General features: G+C 68.3%; 12 protein-coding genes and 1 pseudogene. 4 read left to right on the top strand and 9 right to left on the bottom strand.

Annotated elements, in window-relative coordinates:
- Nucleotides 1–4,029 (bottom strand): annotated as a pseudogene (gene pvdL / locus FFS27_RS14620) (pyoverdine non-ribosomal peptide synthetase/polyketide synthase PvdL); the annotation flags it as partial.
- A 73-nt stretch (nucleotides 4,030–4,102) separates the two neighbouring features.
- Nucleotides 4,103–4,867: a pyoverdine biosynthesis thioesterase PvdG gene (pvdG, locus tag FFS27_RS14625; protein WP_003119379.1), complete on the bottom strand. Its 765-nt coding sequence runs from the start codon at nucleotides 4,865–4,867 to the stop codon at nucleotides 4,103–4,105.
- 643 nt (nucleotides 4,868–5,510) lie between these two features.
- On the opposite strand from pvdG, the gene pvdS reads away from it, so the two are divergent.
- Complete coding sequence (gene pvdS, locus FFS27_RS14630) at nucleotides 5,511–6,074, top strand: pyoverdine signaling pathway sigma factor PvdS (RefSeq protein ID WP_003113068.1); 564 nt, start codon at nucleotides 5,511–5,513, stop codon at nucleotides 6,072–6,074.
- Nucleotides 6,075–6,090: 16 nt separating this feature from the next.
- Here the strand turns inward: pvdS and FFS27_RS14635 are convergent, their stop codons facing one another.
- Both FFS27_RS14635 and ppk2 read right to left on the bottom strand, forming a co-directional pair.
- Nucleotides 6,091–6,558, bottom strand: coding sequence for a hypothetical protein (locus tag FFS27_RS14635; protein ID WP_003139215.1), 468 nt, complete (start codon nucleotides 6,556–6,558; stop codon nucleotides 6,091–6,093).
- 86 nt (nucleotides 6,559–6,644) lie between these two features.
- Complete coding sequence (gene ppk2 / locus FFS27_RS14640) at nucleotides 6,645–7,559, bottom strand: polyphosphate kinase 2 (protein ID WP_003089666.1); 915 nt, start codon at nucleotides 7,557–7,559, stop codon at nucleotides 6,645–6,647.
- Between the two features lie 261 nt (nucleotides 7,560–7,820).
- Between ppk2 and FFS27_RS14645 the strand changes: the two genes are divergently transcribed.
- Entirely contained in the window at nucleotides 7,821–8,066 is a 246-nt protein-coding gene (locus tag FFS27_RS14645; RefSeq protein WP_003089668.1) for a hypothetical protein, read from the top strand.
- A gap of 36 nt (nucleotides 8,067–8,102) precedes the next feature.
- On the opposite strand, the gene FFS27_RS14650 is transcribed toward FFS27_RS14645, so the two are convergent.
- Genes FFS27_RS14650 through FFS27_RS14660 form a run of 3 tightly spaced genes read right to left on the bottom strand, consistent with a single transcriptional unit; the run spans nucleotide 8,103 to nucleotide 11,477 of the window.
- A complete protein-coding gene (locus FFS27_RS14650; RefSeq protein WP_023101233.1) occupies nucleotides 8,103–9,107 on the bottom strand; it encodes an HlyD family efflux transporter periplasmic adaptor subunit in 1,005 nt (334 codons plus the stop codon).
- Entirely contained in the window at nucleotides 9,104–9,313 is a 210-nt protein-coding gene (locus FFS27_RS14655; RefSeq protein WP_003102972.1) for a DUF1656 domain-containing protein, read from the bottom strand. The genes FFS27_RS14650 and FFS27_RS14655 overlap by 4 nt, the downstream gene beginning before the upstream one ends.
- On the bottom strand, nucleotides 9,303–11,477 hold the full coding sequence (locus FFS27_RS14660) for an FUSC family protein (protein ID WP_023101232.1): 2,175 nt from the start codon (nucleotides 11,475–11,477) through the stop codon (nucleotides 9,303–9,305). The genes FFS27_RS14655 and FFS27_RS14660 overlap by 11 nt, the downstream gene beginning before the upstream one ends.
- A 400-nt stretch (nucleotides 11,478–11,877) precedes the next feature.
- Here FFS27_RS14660 and FFS27_RS14670 point away from each other — a divergent pair, with 400 nt between their 5' ends.
- Nucleotides 11,878–12,792, top strand: coding sequence for a LysR family transcriptional regulator (locus FFS27_RS14670; RefSeq protein WP_003089677.1), 915 nt, complete (start codon nucleotides 11,878–11,880; stop codon nucleotides 12,790–12,792).
- A gap of 114 nt (nucleotides 12,793–12,906) precedes the next feature.
- The gene (locus FFS27_RS14675; RefSeq protein WP_003089681.1) at nucleotides 12,907–13,176 is read left to right on the top strand and encodes a hypothetical protein; all 270 of its coding nucleotides are present in this window, start codon (nucleotides 12,907–12,909) and stop codon (nucleotides 13,174–13,176) included.
- A 135-nt stretch (nucleotides 13,177–13,311) separates the two neighbouring features.
- On the opposite strand, the gene FFS27_RS14680 is transcribed toward FFS27_RS14675, so the two are convergent.
- Together FFS27_RS14680 and FFS27_RS14685 are read right to left on the bottom strand one after the other, a co-directional pair.
- A complete protein-coding gene (locus tag FFS27_RS14680; RefSeq protein ID WP_003116899.1) occupies nucleotides 13,312–13,857 on the bottom strand; it encodes a DUF4946 domain-containing protein in 546 nt (181 codons plus the stop codon).
- On the bottom strand, nucleotides 13,854–15,520 hold a 1,667-nt coding region (locus FFS27_RS14685), incomplete at its 5' end, for a heavy metal translocating P-type ATPase (protein WP_137952074.1). The genes FFS27_RS14685 and FFS27_RS14680, both read right to left, overlap by 4 nt.

Below are 15,520 nucleotides of genomic sequence, written 5' to 3' on the forward strand. Positions count from 1 at the left end.
GGCGGCGAGGACCAGCCGGCAACCGGTGACCAGCGGCCAGAAGCACTCCCACACCGACACGTCGAAGCTCACCGGCGCCTTCTGCATCAGCACGTCGTCGCCGTCGAGGGCGTAGGTGGCCTGCATCCATTGCAGGCGCTCGGCCAGCGCCGCGTGGGTGTTGCCCACGCCCTTCGGCTGGCCGGTGGAGCCGGAGGTGTAGATGACGTAGGCGAGATTGTCGCCGTGCAGGTGCAGGCCCGGTGCCTGGCTCGGCCAGTTGTCGAGCTTGAGGCTGTCCAGGCAGATCGGCGTGACGCCCTCCGCGCCAGGCAGGCGCTCGAACAGATGGGCCTGGGTCAGCAGCAGCTCGACGCCGCTGTCGGCGAGCATGTAGGCCAGGCGTTCGCTGGGGTAGTCCGGGTCCAGCGGCACGTAGGCGCCGCCCGCCTTGACGATCGCCAGCAGACCGACCAGCAGTTGCGGCGAACGCTCGGCGCAGATCGCTACCCGCACGTCCGGGCCGACGCCCTTGTCGCGCAGGTAGTGGGCCAGGCGGTTGGCCCGGGCGTGCAGTTCGGCGTAGCCGAGGCTGCCGCCGTCCCACTCCAGGGCGATGCGTTCGGCGGACTGCGCCAGTTGCCGCTCCAGCAGCTCCGGCAGCCAGGCGCGCGCCGGCTCGCAGGGCGCGCTGCCCCATTCGGCGAGGCGCGCCGCCTGCTCGGCGTCGACCAGGGCGATATCGCCGAGGCAGCGCTGCGGGTCTTCCGCGACCTGGCGCAGCAACTCCAGGTATTGCGCGGCGAAACGCCGGATACTGGCCTCGTCGAAGAGGTCCGCGGCGTAGTCGAAATTCAGGGTCAGGCGACCGCGAGCGTCCTCCTCGCTCTGCAGTTGCAGGTCGAACTTGGCTTCGCGGCTGTGCCAGGGCAGCTCGTCGGCGAGCAGGCCAGGCAGCCGGCGCAACGCCGACAGGTCGCGCTGCTGGTGGTTGAACAACACCTGGAACAACTGGCCGCCCTGGCCGCAGGCTGCGAGCACCTGGTCGAACGGCAGGTCCTGGTTGGCCTGGGCGCCGAGGGTCGCCTCGCGAGCCTCGCCGAGCAACGCGGCGAACGGCTGGCGCGCCCGGGGCGTGCCGCGCAGGACCAGGGTGTTGATGAAGAAGCCGACCAGCCCCTGGGTCTCCAGGCGCTGGCGGTTGGCGCTGGGCACGCCGATGCGGATCTCGCCCTGCCCGCTGTGGCGATGCAGCAGCGCCTGGAACGCCGCCAGCAGCCACATGAAGACACTCGCCTCATGGTCCAGCGCGGCCTCGCGGATAGCCCGCGCCAGGGCTTCGTCGACCCGCAGGCTGTAGCGCGCGGAGGGTGACGCCTGGCGCGCCGTGCGCGGATGGTCGGTGGCCAGTTCCAGCACCGGCGCCGCGTCGCCCAGGCACTCCCGCCAGTAGGCCAGTTGGCGGGCGCCCTCGCCCGCGTCCAGCCACTGCCGTTGCCAGGCGGCGAACTCGGCGTAGTGCAGTTCCAGCGGCGCCAGGTCGGCCGGCTGGCCGCCGCAGGCTTCGGCGTAGAGCCGCGAGAATTCGTCGAGCAGCAGGTTCAGCGACCAACCATCGGCGACGATGTGATGCAGGGTGACCCAGAGCTGGTGCTCCTGTTCGTCCAGGCGCACCAGGCTGACCCGCAGCAGCGGCCCCTTTTCCAGGTCGAACGGCTGCTGCGCCTCGGCGTCGCGGCGCTGCGCGGCAGCCGCGGCGCGTTCGTGCTCGGCCAGCGCGGCGAGGTCGACGAACTGCCAGGCGAACTCGCCCCGCTCGTCGATACGCTGCAAGGCCGCGCCGTCTCGCTCGAGGAAACGCGTGCGCAGCGCTTCGTGGCGTTCGACCAGGCGCTGGAAGCTGGCGCGCAGCGCCGCTTCGTCCAGCTCTCCGCGCAGGCGCAGGCCGCCGGGGATGTTGTAGGCGGCGCTCTGCGGATCGATCTGCCAGGTCAGCCAGAGACGCTGCTGCGCCGCCGACTGCGGCAGGTCGACACCGCGCGGCAGGTGCGCCATCGGTGCCTCGGCCGGCAGGCCGGCGGCCAGTTGGCGGGCCACCGTGGCGCTGAAGGCGTGCAGGGTCGGCGCCTCGAACAGTTGGCGCAGGTCGAGGGCGACGCCGAGACTGTCGCGCACCTGGGCGACAACCTGGGCGGCGCCGATGGAATTGCCGCCAAGCAGGAAGAAGTGATCGCGCGGCGCTACCTGCGCCACGCCCAGCCGGGCCTTCCAGATCTCGCCGATGCGTGCCAGCAGTTCGTCGTCGCCTGCCGGCGGCTGCGCCTCCTGCACGGCCTGGAGGCCGGGAAACAGCGCATAGCTGTCCAGGCTGCCGTCTTCCAGGCGCAGGCGGCAGGCGGAACGTTGCAGCTTGCCGCTGGATGTTTTCGGCAAGGCGCCGGGATTGAGCAGCGCCACCACCTTCGGCGCTTCCTGGTAGGCCTCGGCCACCGCCTGGCGGATCGAGTCGATCAGCTCCTGGGCCGGCACCGACTTCTGGACGCCGCGACCGATCTCGGCGGCAATGCCGATGCCTTCCTCGCCATCGACCGTGACCGCGAAGGCCGCGACCCTGCCCTTGCGCGCCGACGGCACCTCGCTCTCGACGGTGCGCTCGATGTCTTGCGGATAGAGGTTGTGGCCGCGGACGATGAGCATGTCCTTCAGGCGCCCGGTGACGAACAGTTCGCCGTCGCGGAGGAAACCAAGATCGCCGGTGCGCAGCCAGGTGCGCCCGTCACGCTCGACGAAGGTCTTCGCCGAAGCTTCCGGGTTGCGCCAGTAGCCGTGGGCGATGCTCGGCCCGGCGGCCCAGATCTCGCCGACGTTGTCGTCGCCGAGGACCTCGCCGCTCGCCGCGTCGACGATCAGCACGGCGTGTTCCGGCTGGCTGCGGCCGCAGCACATCAGCACGCTGCCTTCGCCTTCGGCGATGCGGTTGCGCGCCAGCGCCTCGCCATCCACCGCCAGAGCGGGAATGCCCTGGCCGCGCTGGCCGCCGGTGACGAACAGGGTCGCCTCGGCGAGGCCGTAGCAGGCGAAGAAACTGGACGCGTCGAAGCGGCTGGCGGCGAATTTCTCGGCGAAGCGTTCCAGGCTGTCCTGGCGGATCGGCTCGGAACCGGAGAAGGCTACCCGCCAGCCGCTCAGGTCGAGACGCTGCAGGGCCGACTCGGCGACCCGCTCGCTGCATAGCCGGTAGGCGAAATCGGGACCGCCGCTGACGGTGCCGCCGTACTGGCTGATGGCTTCCAGCCAGCGCACCGGACGTTCGAGGAAGTAGCGCGGCGACATCAGCACGCAGGGTACGCCGCTGAAGATCGGTTGCAGCAGGCCGCCGATCAGGCCCATGTCGTGGTACAGCGGCAGCCAGCTGACGATCACGTCGTCGGCACCGATGCCGAAGCCTCGGCGGATCAACACCTCGTTGGCGACCAGGTTGCCATGGCTGACCTGCACGCCCTTGGGCAGTGCGGTTGAACCGGAGGTGTACTGGAGGAAGGCGATGTGCTCGGGACGCACTTGCGGCTCGTCCCAGGCCTCGGCAACGGCCGGGTCCAACTGGTCGACGCAGAGCAGTTGCGGGGCGTTGGCGGCGGACAGTTGCGCGTTCATCTGCAGCAATGGCTCGCGCAGGTCAGCGGTGGTCAGGACCAGGCGCGGCTCGGCGTCGGCGATGATCGACAACAGGCGTTCCTGGTGATGGCGGCGCGCCGACTCCGGCGGATAGGCCGGCACCGCGATGACCCCGGCATACAGGCAACCGAAGAACGCCGCGACGTAGTCGGGGCCGCTGGGAAACAGCAGCACCGCGCGATCGCCCAGCTGCGCATGGGCCTGCAGGGCCGCGGCGATGCTCCGCGCGCGCAGGTCGAGATCGCGATAGCTGAGGACCACGCCTTCGCCATCGTCCTCGGCGAGGAAGCGCAGCGCCAGGCGCTCGGGCTCCTGGACGGCGCGGCGACGCAGGGCCTGGACCAGGGTGGTGGGAAGTTCGAAGGCGTCCATCATGTGTTTTCCTGCCTGAATTCGGCTTGCAATCGAGTTCTAGTGAGTCTCCGGAAACAGTCGTCGCGGCCGCCCCTCAACTGGCGGCGCGCATGCTTCCCCGGACCTTGTCCTTGTGCCAGCGCAGCAGATGCTGGCCGGCGTAGCGACGCAGCAGGCGCAGCAACTGCCCCTGCTGTTCGCGGATGAAAAAGTGCTGCCCGTCGAGCAGGTCGAGGGTGAAGTCGCCCCCGGCCTCATGCAGCCAGCCGAGCAACTCGGCGCTGCGCAGGCTGTCCTCGCGTCCACCGAACAGGTGCAGCGCCGCGTCCAGCGGCCCATGCGCCTGGTAGCGGTAGCTGCCGGTGACGAGAAAGTCCGCTCGCACCACTGGCAACAGCATCTGCATCAGCGACGGATCGTTGAGGACGGCCTCCGGAGTACCCCGGTAGTCGCGCAACGCGGCGACCAGTTCGGCGTCGGCCTTGGCGCGCCGGTAGCCGCTGACATCGTTTTCGGCGGGCGGGGATACACCGGAGAGGAATAGCGCCAGCGGCCCTTCGAGGCCGCGCCGACGCATGGCATGGGCCAGTTCGAAGGCCAGCAGCCCGCCCAGGCTGTGGCCGAAGAAGGCGTAGGGAGAAGCGCTGTCGAGGGTGCCGTGCAGCTCGCTGGCCAATTGCGCGACCAGGCTGGCGGCATCGGTATGCAGGGCCTCGCCGAAGCGGAGGCCGCGCCCCGGCAATTCCAGGGGCAACAAGCGGATCCAGCCCGGCAGGCTGGGCTGCCAGCGGCGGAACAGCGTGGCGCTGGCCCCCGAATAAGGCAGGCAGAACAATTGCAGGGAAACGGCCGGGCTCACCTGCCGACCTCCTTGCGCCGCTGTCGTGGCCCTCGTCCGGGGCAGAGCGCTTTCCCATGATCGATCGGCATTTCCGTCTCCTGCTGCGCACGCCGGGGCGCCGGGCACCTGCCCGCGCTGTCACAGAGGGGAACGGATAACAACGGCAAATAATTAGCGCATGTAACCGCAATCTCCGGGCAACCGCGGAGCATTGCGCGAAAGGACGCCAACCCCTATCCATTCTGATGGGTTGTGCCCGGCGCTATCGCCGCATCGGCGATAGCGATGTACGCCATGGAGCAGCCGGGAACGGTTGTCGCAGCGCCTTCGCGCAGTTCTTGCGCGGAACGCCGGCAGGAGCGGCGAGGCGGTCAATACCGATTTCTAACTAGCTGATTCCTAAAGATTATTAAAAAAATTTCGTCTGCGACGCATGACTGCAACATTGGCGCGGCCATCCTTCTGAAACGCCGAAGAATTTCTCCCCTCCATCATTCGCAGCGGCTATTTGCCAGCATGCGGACCATTCACAAATAAAGGTGAGATTGGTTATTTCTTAGTAATTGACAATCATTATCATTCAACATAATTTGTTGCGCCATGTGTGGGTCTTACCCCACCGCCAGTGCTCTGCAGCCCCCTCCGCAGCAAGGTGATTTCCATGTCGGAACAACTGTCTACCCGCAGATGCGATACCCCGCTCCTCCAGGCATTCGTCGATAACCGTACGATCCTGGTGAAGATCGCCGCCCGCATTACCGGTTGCCGCTCGCGAGCCGAAGATGTGGTCCAGGATGCGTTCTTCAGGCTCCAGTCGGCGCCGCAGATCACTTCGTCGTTCAAGGCACAGCTCAGCTACCTGTTCCAGATCGTCCGCAACCTGGCCATCGACCACTACCGCAAGCAGGCGCTCGAACAGAAATACTCGGGGCCGGAGGAAGAAGGCCTGAACGTGGTGATCCAGGGCGCCTCGCCGGAAACCTCGCACATCAACTACGCGACCCTCGAACACATCGCGGATGCCCTCACCGAGCTGCCCAAGCGCACCCGCTACGCCTTCGAGATGTACCGCCTGCACGGCGTGCCGCAGAAGGACATCGCCAAGGAACTGGGCGTCTCGCCGACCCTGGTCAACTTCATGATCCGCGACGCCCTGGTGCACTGCCGCAAGGTCACCGCCGAGCGCCAGGGCGACAACGTCACCCATCTCAGCGCCCGTCGCTGACGGCGGCGAGCATTCCTCAGCGCCGGTAGCGGCGCACCGACGCCGCCTGCGCCTCGGCCCTGGCGGCGAAATGGGTTCCCAGCAGCAACAGCGCCGCGCGCTTGTGGCGAAAATCGAAGGGTTGGCCGCAGCAGCGGCAAAGGCCCGGCGCGGTTTCGCAGCGCTCCTTTCCCAGCGTTGTCCTCGGCGGCTCAACGGGACCGTCCAGGTAGAAATGGTGGACCAGCGCCGCCAACCACTCCGCCACCCGCTCCGGCTCTCCCCGCTCCCGCGGCCCAAGGGCGTAAAGCAAGCCCGTGGGATCGCCACACCGGCGCTCCTCCTCGATGAATGCGCAGGTTGCGACAGGTTCAGGACGCTCCTGCGCCGGTTCGTGCGACTCGTTGCACGCAGGCCGCTGCCTGTCGCAGCGGGCATATGGATCGGCCTCGCGGCGCTCGAGGGGCGACGGAAACGACAGGCTGGAGGCTGGGGACGGAAGCATGGCCGGCTACTCGTGGGGCTTGCCTGAGTAACGTCGCATCCCGCCGCGAATTTACCCGTCCAGCCCGGCGTCCGGCCGAACGGCCATCAATAGACTTCCGGCACGATGATCTCACCGGGCGTCGGATGCCTGACGTAATCGGCGTGGCGCAGGCGCTCCGGCAGGTGTACCGGCGGCTGCGGAACTTCCCGGTAGGGCATCTGCTGCAACAGGTGGTGGATGCAATTCAGCCGCGCGCGCTTCTTGTCGTCGGCCTGTACCACCCACCAGGGCGCCTCGGGGATGTGGGTGCGTTCGAGCATGGTTTCCTTGGCCTTGGTGTAGGCCTCCCAGCGCCGCCGCGACTCCAGGTCCATCGGGCTGAGCTTCCACTGCTTGAGCGGATCGTGGATACGGCTGAGGAAGCGCAGGTGCTGCTCGGCGTCGGAGATGGAGAACCAGTACTTGAGCAACTGGATGCCCGAGCGCGCCAGCATCTTTTCGAACTCCGGCACGCTGCGGAAGAATTCCTCGTATTGTTCGTCGTTGCAGAAACCCATGACCCGCTCGACCCCGGCACGGTTGTACCAGCTGCGGTCGAACAGGACGATCTCGCCACCGGCCGGCAGGTGCGAGACGTAGCGCTGGAAATACCACTGGGTCTGCTCGCGGTCGTTCGGCGCGGGCAGCGCGGCGACCCGGCAGACCCGCGGGTTGAGGCGCTGGGTGATGCGCTTGATCACGCCGCCCTTGCCCGCCGCGTCGCGCCCCTCGAAGAGAATCACCACCTTGTGCCCGGTGTGCACCACCCAGTTCTGCAGTTTCACCAGTTCCCGTTGCAGGCGGAACAGTTCGCGGAAATAGCGGCGCCGACTCAATTCGCCGGGCGCATCCTCCTGCTCGGGACCGAACAGCTCGTCCAGGTTCAGCTCGTCGTCGAGCAGTTCCTGCTCCAGCTCTTCGTCGTGTCGATCGAGCCAGTCGCGACCGATGCGGCCCGAGGTATCGCCATAGGAGTCCATGCGCTGCTCTCCACGTCATGCCGAAATACCGCGAATGCTAGGCGTGTCTTCATGACGGTTTGGTGACGGTTCGATGAAAACGTAGCGATCGCCCGCCGTCGAAAACAGTCGAAAGGTCACTGAAAGTCAGAAAATTCCCTAATCATTTGAATGACTTGGCCTAAGCTGGCCAGCCTCTCCGCACTTTCCACATGCTCCGCGCACCCCGGCGACCGCCGGGGCGAACCGCGCCCTTGCGGCGCCATTGATCGGAGATCGACCATGCAAGCGTTTTCCAAACAGCAACTCATCGATGCGCTGAATGCCCAGAGCAGCGACCTGGCCACCCTGCAGAGCCTGGTCATGGGCCTCTACCTGTGGATTCGCGACAGCCATGGCCAGGCCAGCGTCGATGCGGCCTTCCAGCGCGCCCGCGAGGAGGCCAGGCAATTCCGCCAGCAGAGCGGCAACCAGGCTGACGAGCGATTGATCCTGCAACTGGCGGAAATCGTCCGCGAACAACCCTGAGCCATGACCGGCACAGACTGACCGGTTCGGCCTGACTCAAGGCCGCACGGCAGTCCCGGGCGCCGCGGAATCGACTTTCGCGGTGTCCTCCGCGGGCAGCACCCGGATGGTCGCGGTCACGCCGGCGCGCAAGGTGTTGCGCTGGCGATAGGCGGGATCGATGGCGATGCGCACCGGAATTCGCTGGGCCAGCTTGACCCAGGTATAGCTCGGGTTGATGTTCGCCAGCAGGCGCGAGCCCTCGGCATTCTCCCGGTCGGTGATGGCATGGGCGATGCTCTGCACGCGCCCGTCGAAGCGCTCGCCGCTCATCAGTTCCACCCGCGCCCGGCTGCCGACGCGGATGCCCGGCAACTTGGTCTCCTCGAAGTATCCGCTGACATAGAACGAATCGCGGTCCACCAGCGCCAGCAATGGCACCCCGGCGTGGGCGTAGTCGCCTTCGCGGGTCTGCAGATTGGTCACGTAGCCGCTGACCGGGGCGCGTACCTGGGTACGTTCGAGGTCGAGACGGGCCTGCTGCAAGGCGGCTTCGGCAAGCTCCACGTTGGCCTGGGCCAGGCCGAGGCTGGCCTGGTTCCTCAGCAACTCGGCCTGGGCCAGGCTGACGTCGGTCTGGGCCTTTTCGTTCTCTTCCACCGATAGCATCGAGCGCTTCTGCAATGCCGAGCGCCGCTGCGCCTCGCTGCGGCGCTGGCGCAACTGGGCCTGGCTGGCCTCGATCGCCGCGCGCGACTCGCCCAGCGCCGCCCGCGCCACGTTCACCGCGCGCTCGGCGCGCAGCACCGCCAGTTCATAGCGCGCCGGGTCGATGCTGAGCAGCAGCTCGCCCTTCTCCACGGGCTGGTTGTCGCTCAGCGGCAACCGGGTGATCAGCCCGGGAACGTCCGCCGACAGCGTCACCACATCGGCGCGGACCCGCGCGTCACGGGTCCACGGCGTGCGGGTGTAGCGTTCCCAGGCGAGGAACACCAGCGCCGCCGCCACCAGCACCGCCAGCAGGGTGGCCAGGCGCGGCCATTTGCCTTGCAACAGGTTCATCGGGACATCTCCCCCATCCACAGGATCAGACCGGCGCAGATCGCGCAGTACAACGCGCCCTGGAACAGCGCTTCGTGCCAGACCCGCTGCAACACGCCGAAGCGCCGCAACAGCGGGTTGAGCAGCAGCAGGATCAGCCAGGCCAGCAGCAGCGCCTGGGCGATCGGCGGCAGGTAGGCGCCCCCGATCTCGACATCAGCGGGCATGTCCGCCCTCCTCTTCTGGTTCTTCGACGACCGCCGGTGCGCCGCGGTCCTCCTCCAGCAACGTCCGATAGCGTTGCAGCGACTGCTGCAGGATCAGTACCGCGACATTCATGATGAAGCGCTGCCGCGTCGCCCCGAGGTCCTTCGACGGCTGCGCCAGCAAGGCCTCCAGGCCCCGGCCGAAACGCCGCAGGGCGGCCAGGGCGAGATCCTGCCGCGGGGCGTCCGCGCCGCCGGCTATGTAGGCGGCGACCTCGCGCAGCGCCTCGCCCAGCAGCGGCTGCAACTCCAGCGGCACCACCCCGGCGTCATGCAGCGGCTCGCGCAGGCGGTTCAACGCCACGCCCATCACCACGCAGCCCAGGGCGCACTGGAAACGTTCCGCCGCAGCCGACTCCTGGCTCGCCGGCAGCAGGCCGACCATCACCGCCAGGCGATCGATCATCCGCGTCTCGAAGGCGAAGCGCTGCGCCTCGCTGGCCTCGCAGCGCGACATTTCCGCGACGTCCTGGCGCGACAGGTAGAGCAGCCGGCGCAGGCGCGGGTCGGCGCGGAACGGATAGACCAGGGCGAACACCAGCACGGCGAGGACCGCCGCGGCGAGGAAGCCGCCGACGAACTCGAACCACTGCGAAGCGTTGCTGTAGTAGACCGCGATATTCTGCGGCGCCACCATCAGCAGGGTCTCCAGGCCGATGCCCATGGCGATCCCGGCGCTCAGCGGGCTGCTCAGGCCGACCGCGACCACGTACAGCAACAACGCCATCCACAGCGCCAGCCACTCGAAGTCGGCGGATGCCGGCAACAGCACGAACAGCAGCGCCGCCGAGATCAGGATCGCCAGCAGTAGCCCGCGCAGGAAGTTCTGCGCCGCCAGCAGCGGACGCGGGAAGGTCGCCATCAGCGAGCACATCACCCCGACCAGCAGCAGGCTGCTGAGGGCGCCGTTCCAGGCGCTGGTGATCCACAGCCAGGCTGCGCAGGACAAGGCGACGAAAGCGCGCACGGCATTCATCGAGGCCAGCGCCCAGTCCAGGTGCAGCGCCTGCGCCTGGCCACGGCGGTAGAAACTGCTGGCCTGGCGGCCGGACTGGATCGCATCGTTGAGTTCGAGCACTTCGCCCAGGCGCTGGAACAGCCGCGCGTATTCCCAGCGCAGGATCGCCACCTGTGGGCGCAGCGCCGGGCTCAGCGCCTCGTCGTAGGACTCCGCGCGCGTCGCCGCGGCATCGAAGGCCTGGCGCACCGCCTGGAACTCCTCCAGCACCTCGGAGGGTACCGCCCGCCCCTGCTCGGCCAGCGCGTCCAGCACCCGCAACGCGCGATCCAGCAGCGCCTGGATATCCGCCGGCAACGGCCCGACCCAGTGCGCCCGCACCAGCAGGCGATGCTGGCGCAGCAGCAACAGCCGCGAGGCCATCAGCACCAGCAGGTTGCCCAGCAACTGCACCAGGCCATCGGCGCGGCGCAGGTTCGGCGCGTCGAAATAGAGGTGCCGGCGCAGGCCGTCCAGCGCGGTGATGCTAGCGACCAGTTGCATCTGCCGCTGGTTGAACGACTCGTCGCCCTCGTCGCCGCGGATCACCGCCGCGGCGTGCCGCGCGGTACTGCGGATCAGGCCATCGACCTGGGCGAAGTAGCCCTTCGCCACCGCCTGCGGACGCGCGCTGAGCAGGCTGACCAGGGCCACGCAGGCGACGCCCAGCAGGGTCTCGGTGACCCGCACCACGGCGAGCATGAAGGTGTTTTCCGGATCGGGAATCGACAGCACGGCGACGATCACCGCGGTGAAGCCGCTGAGCACGAAGGCGTGCGAATCGGTGTAGCGCAGCAAGGTGCCGCCGGCGGTGCAGAGCGCCAGCCAGAGTCCCAGGGCGACGAAGAACGGCAACGGTTGCTGGGCGAACAGCGCCATGATCAGCACCGCCACCACGGCGCCGGCGAAGGTACCGACGACCTGGGCGAAGCTGCGCTTGAGAGCCATCCCGGCCAGCGGCTGGCTGACGATGACCACGGTCATCAGCGCCCACTTCGGCTGCTCCAGGTCGAAGAGGAAGGCCAGGTAGAGGGTCAGCAGCCCGGCGGCGACGGTGCGCAGGGCGAACAGCAGGGCTTCCCGCGGCGGCCGCCAGAGCAAGCGGGCGTAGAGTTTCAGCCCTTCCATGCCCGGCCCCGCACCTCCAGGCAACGGTTGGCCGCGGACCAGGCGGCGATGAAGCGACTCGACATGCGGGTTTCTCGTTCGGGGTTGATGCGGCGGGTTGGCTTCCAGTCTAGAAGGCGCAAGGAAATCCGTGGCCGCCTACGGGGGCGGGCAGGTGCGGTCGGCCACGGAGCGACGAGTCGCGACTACAGGGTAAAAGCCCCGGCGGCCTTCCCGGTAGCGCGTCCAGGCGAAAACCGTTTTCGCTGAGAACGAACGCTGCGGCGCCTTTCGATTGGGTAAGCTTGCTCAGGGCTGGATCGATTTAGCTTGCGAATCAAGCGGATAGAAAGCCCAAGGAAAACGACCAGGAGGAGCCGAGAATGCGTCGAGCGATTGCCACTGTATCGTGGGCCCACCGATGAGCCTGCGCTTCGACGATATCGAAGCCTTCCTCAACGTCGCCGAACTCAACAGCGTGACGTCGGCGGCCGAGCGCATGAGCCTGTCCAAGTCGGTGATCAGCAAGCGCGTCAGCGATCTCGAACGACGCCTCGGCGTCCGCCTGCTCTATCGCACCACGCGCAACGTCGAGCCGACCGAGGCCGGGCATTTCTTCTACAAGGCCGCCAAGGCCTCGCTGCAGGAACTCAACAACGCCGCGGAGATCGTCGCCCTGCGCGAGAACGACCTGTGCGGCGAATTGCGCATCGTCACCCCGATGAGCTTCGGCACCCTCTGGCTGTCGCCGATCATCGCCGACTTCATGAGCCAGCACCCGCGCCTGGAGATCGTCCTGCAGATGGACGACCGCCTCACCGACTTCGAGAAGGAAGGCTACGACCTGAGCATCCGCGTCACCCGCCTGGACGACAGTTCGCTTATCGCCCGGCCGCTGGCCAACAGCCAGCGGGTGGTCTGCTGCAGCCCCGACTACGCGGAACGCCACGGCACGCTGGACACCCTCGAACAACTGATGCAACACGAGTGCCTGGGCTACAACAACGCCACGCCGAGCCAGGTCTGGACCTTCGAACCGGCGTTCCCCGGTGCCAAGCCCCGCGCCGTCTCGCCACGCGGACGCTTCAGCAGCAACAACGGCCAGGCCATGCGCGACGCCGCCCTGCGCGGCCAGGGATTGGCGTTGCTGCCGCTGTTCATCGTCGCCGAGGACCTCAAGAACGGCCGCCTGGTGGACGCCGCGCCCGGCCTGCGCCCACTCGACGACGTGATCTACGCGATGTATTCGCGGGCGGCGGCGATGTCGCCGAAGGTCAAGGCGTTCATCCAGCATCTCCAGCAGGCGCTGTCGATCCCGCCCTGGGGCAACGGCTGAGCGACCGAACCATTCCGGCGACGCTCCGGTCAGATACTGGGCATGCGGAGAAGACTCCCAGGAGCCTGTCGTCTCTCCCCCGTCCGGCCACCCGGCCCACAAAGGAGAACTGCCATGATCGTGCGTACCCTGCTCATCGCCGCCGCCCTGCTCGGCGGCACCGCCCAAGCCGCCGAAAGCACCGACCTGTGCGGCGCCAACCTGCAGAAACTGGACGACATCCTCGCCGTGCGCGGCAAGACCTCGGTCACCGGTGCGCGGGTCACCGAGGTCAAGGAACTCCAGGCCAAGGCCAGGCAGGACCAGGCCAGCGGCGACACCAAGGGCTGCATCACCGCCACCACCCAGGCCCTGCAGATCCTGCAGAACGCCGGGAAGAAATGATCCGCGACAGACGCAAGGCGGATAACCGCAAGCGGTTATCCGCCCTACCCCAATGCAACCCTCCGTAGGGCGAATAGCGCCGCAGGCGGTATCCGCCGACACTCCAGCCCCCGCCCCGACCGCGTCCGATTTCGCTCACTCGAAGCGCAGGCTTTCCCGTACCGCGCGGATTTCCGCCTGGCTGGCGTCGTAGGCCTCGGCCAGGCCGGCATAGGACAGCGAATAGGCCGAGGTCTTGCCGGCCGCGGTGAGCAAGGTCTGCTTCATCACCACGGCGCCGCGCTGGCGAATGGTGCAGGTGGTCTCCAGCGCCGCCAGCCCGCCGGTGGTGGACGGCTGCGGCGAGGTGCAGGCGGTCTGCAGGCCGTTGCGCAGGAACTCGATCTGCACCAGCTTGCGCATGTGCCCGAGGACTTTCTCCAGGTTCACTGCCTGCCCGCTCTGCAGGGGCATCCGCGTCACTTCCATCACCAGTGCCTGGGAGCCGTCTGCCTGCAACTTGACCGCGCGCTGGCGCTGGCCGGCGCCGGCCTGGCCGGGCTGCGCGGCGGGCAGGTCGCTGACCTGCCAGCCCGCCGGCCAGCGCGCCATCGACGCCTCGGCCAGGCTCAGCGCGGACAGCGTGCCGACCGCCAGGGCCAGCCAGCGCCAGCCGTTGCGTCGCGTTTGCGCCTGCCTCACGGTGTACCCTCCTCTTCGCGTCCCTCCACGGCCGGCCGGGGCTGCCCGAGGGGCTCCTCGAAACGCAGCAGGCGTCCGGCATTGCCCAGCACCAGCAAGGTGCTGAGGTTATGCAGCAGCGCCGCGACCATCGCCCCGGCCGCGCCGAGCAGGCCAAAGGCTGCCGCGGCGACGATCGCCAGGGTCCAGCCGAGGCCGATCGCCACGTTGACCTGCAGGGTCCGCCGGCATTGCCGGCTGAGCCGCACGCAGGTGCCGAGCCGGCGCAGGTCGCTGCCGATCAGCACGATATCCGCCGAGGCCAGGGCGATGTCGGCGCCGCCGGCACCCATTGCCACCCCGACCACACCGGCCTTCAGCGCCAGCGAATCGTTGATGCCGTCGCCGACCACCATCGGCCGGAAACCGCTGCCGATCTCCGCGCCGACCTGGCGCAACTTGTCCTCCGGCAACGCCTGCGCCACCAACTGGCGAATCCCCACCTGCTTGGCCACGGCGTCGGCCACCGCCTGGCGATCACCGGTCAGCAGCAGTTGCCGGCCCAGACCCAGTTCGCGCAGATCGGCCAGGGCCTCGGCGGCCTCCGCGCGTACGCTGTCGGCCAGCAGCAGCCAGCCGAGGAAGCGCCCGTCCAGGGCGATTCCGGCGATCGGTCCCTCGTGCGCCGGCACCTCGCCGGCGTCGATGCCCAGTTGCTGGAACAGTTCGGGCCGGCCGAGGGCGGCTTCGCCCGCCGCTGTTCGTGCGACCACGCCGAACCCCTGGCGTTCGCGGATATCGCTCAATGGATGATAGGCATCGTGCGCCGCCAGGGCCGCCAGCGCTCGGCTCACCGGATGGCTGCTGGCGGCGCCGAGGCTGGCGGCCAGGCGCAGCACCGACGCCTCCTCGGCGGCATCGGCCAGGCGCAGCGCCTGCAGACGCAGGCTGCCGTGGGTCAGGGTGCCGGTCTTGTCGACCACCAGCGAAGTCAGGTCCGCCAGTTCCTCGAGGAAGGCCGAGCTGCGGATCAGGATGCCATGACGGGCGGCCACGGCGATCCCGGCGATGGCCGTGGCCGGGGCGGACAGCACCAGGGCGCAGGGACAGGCGGCGACCAGCACGGCGAGCATGGCCTGGGCATCGTTGGTGACGAACCAGGTGACGGCGGCGATCAGCAACACCAGCAACATGTACTGCCCGGCGTAGCGCTCCAGCAGGCGGGTGATCGGCGGCTTGGCGCGCTCGGCCTGCTGCATCAGGCCGATCACCTTGCCCAGGGTCGAGGCCTCGCCGGTACGGGTTATCTCGATGCGCAGCAGGCCGTCGAGGTTGATCGCGCCGCCGTAGACCTCCATCCCCGGCGCCACCTCGAGCGGCACCGACTCGCCGGTGATCGGCGCGGTGTCGAGACTGGCCTGGCCTTGCAGGACCCGCCCGTCGGCCGGAACCCGGTCGCCGGCGCGCACTTCCACCTGGTCGCCCGCCCGCAGGCTGGCGTTGTCCACCTCGCTCAGGCTGCCGTCGGCCTCGATCCGCCGGGCATGGCTGCGGGTCAGTTCGCCGAGGGCGGCGATGGCCTCCTGGGAGCCGATCACGCTGCGCTCCTCCAGCACGTGGCCGAAGATCATGATGATCGGCAGCAGCAGGCCGAGCTGCGGATCAGGATGCCATGACGGGCGGC

The sequence above is a fragment of the Pseudomonas sp. 2VD genome, assembly GCF_005503585.1.
In the GTDB taxonomy this organism is placed as follows: Bacteria; Pseudomonadota; Gammaproteobacteria; order Pseudomonadales; family Pseudomonadaceae; genus Pseudomonas; species Pseudomonas aeruginosa.

Excerpts from the sequence above, each read along its gene's own strand:
- ppk2 (WP_003089666.1), bottom strand. The coding sequence starts at position 7,559 with ATGGACTCCTATGGCGATACCTCGGGCCGCATCGGTCGCGACTGGCTC.
- FFS27_RS14675 (WP_003089681.1), top strand. The coding sequence starts at position 12,907 with ATGATCGTGCGTACCCTGCTCATCGCCGCCGCCCTGCTCGGCGGCACC.
- FFS27_RS14660 (WP_023101232.1), bottom strand. The coding sequence starts at position 11,477 with ATGGAAGGGCTGAAACTCTACGCCCGCTTGCTCTGGCGGCCGCCGCGG.
- FFS27_RS14670 (WP_003089677.1), top strand. The coding sequence starts at position 11,878 with ATGAGCCTGCGCTTCGACGATATCGAAGCCTTCCTCAACGTCGCCGAA.
- FFS27_RS14655 (WP_003102972.1), bottom strand. The coding sequence starts at position 9,313 with ATGCCCGCTGATGTCGAGATCGGGGGCGCCTACCTGCCGCCGATCGCC.
- FFS27_RS14635 (WP_003139215.1), bottom strand. The coding sequence starts at position 6,558 with ATGCTTCCGTCCCCAGCCTCCAGCCTGTCGTTTCCGTCGCCCCTCGAG.
- pvdS (WP_003113068.1), top strand. The coding sequence starts at position 5,511 with ATGTCGGAACAACTGTCTACCCGCAGATGCGATACCCCGCTCCTCCAG.
- FFS27_RS14650 (WP_023101233.1), bottom strand. The coding sequence starts at position 9,107 with ATGAACCTGTTGCAAGGCAAATGGCCGCGCCTGGCCACCCTGCTGGCG.
- FFS27_RS14645 (WP_003089668.1), top strand. The coding sequence starts at position 7,821 with ATGCAAGCGTTTTCCAAACAGCAACTCATCGATGCGCTGAATGCCCAG.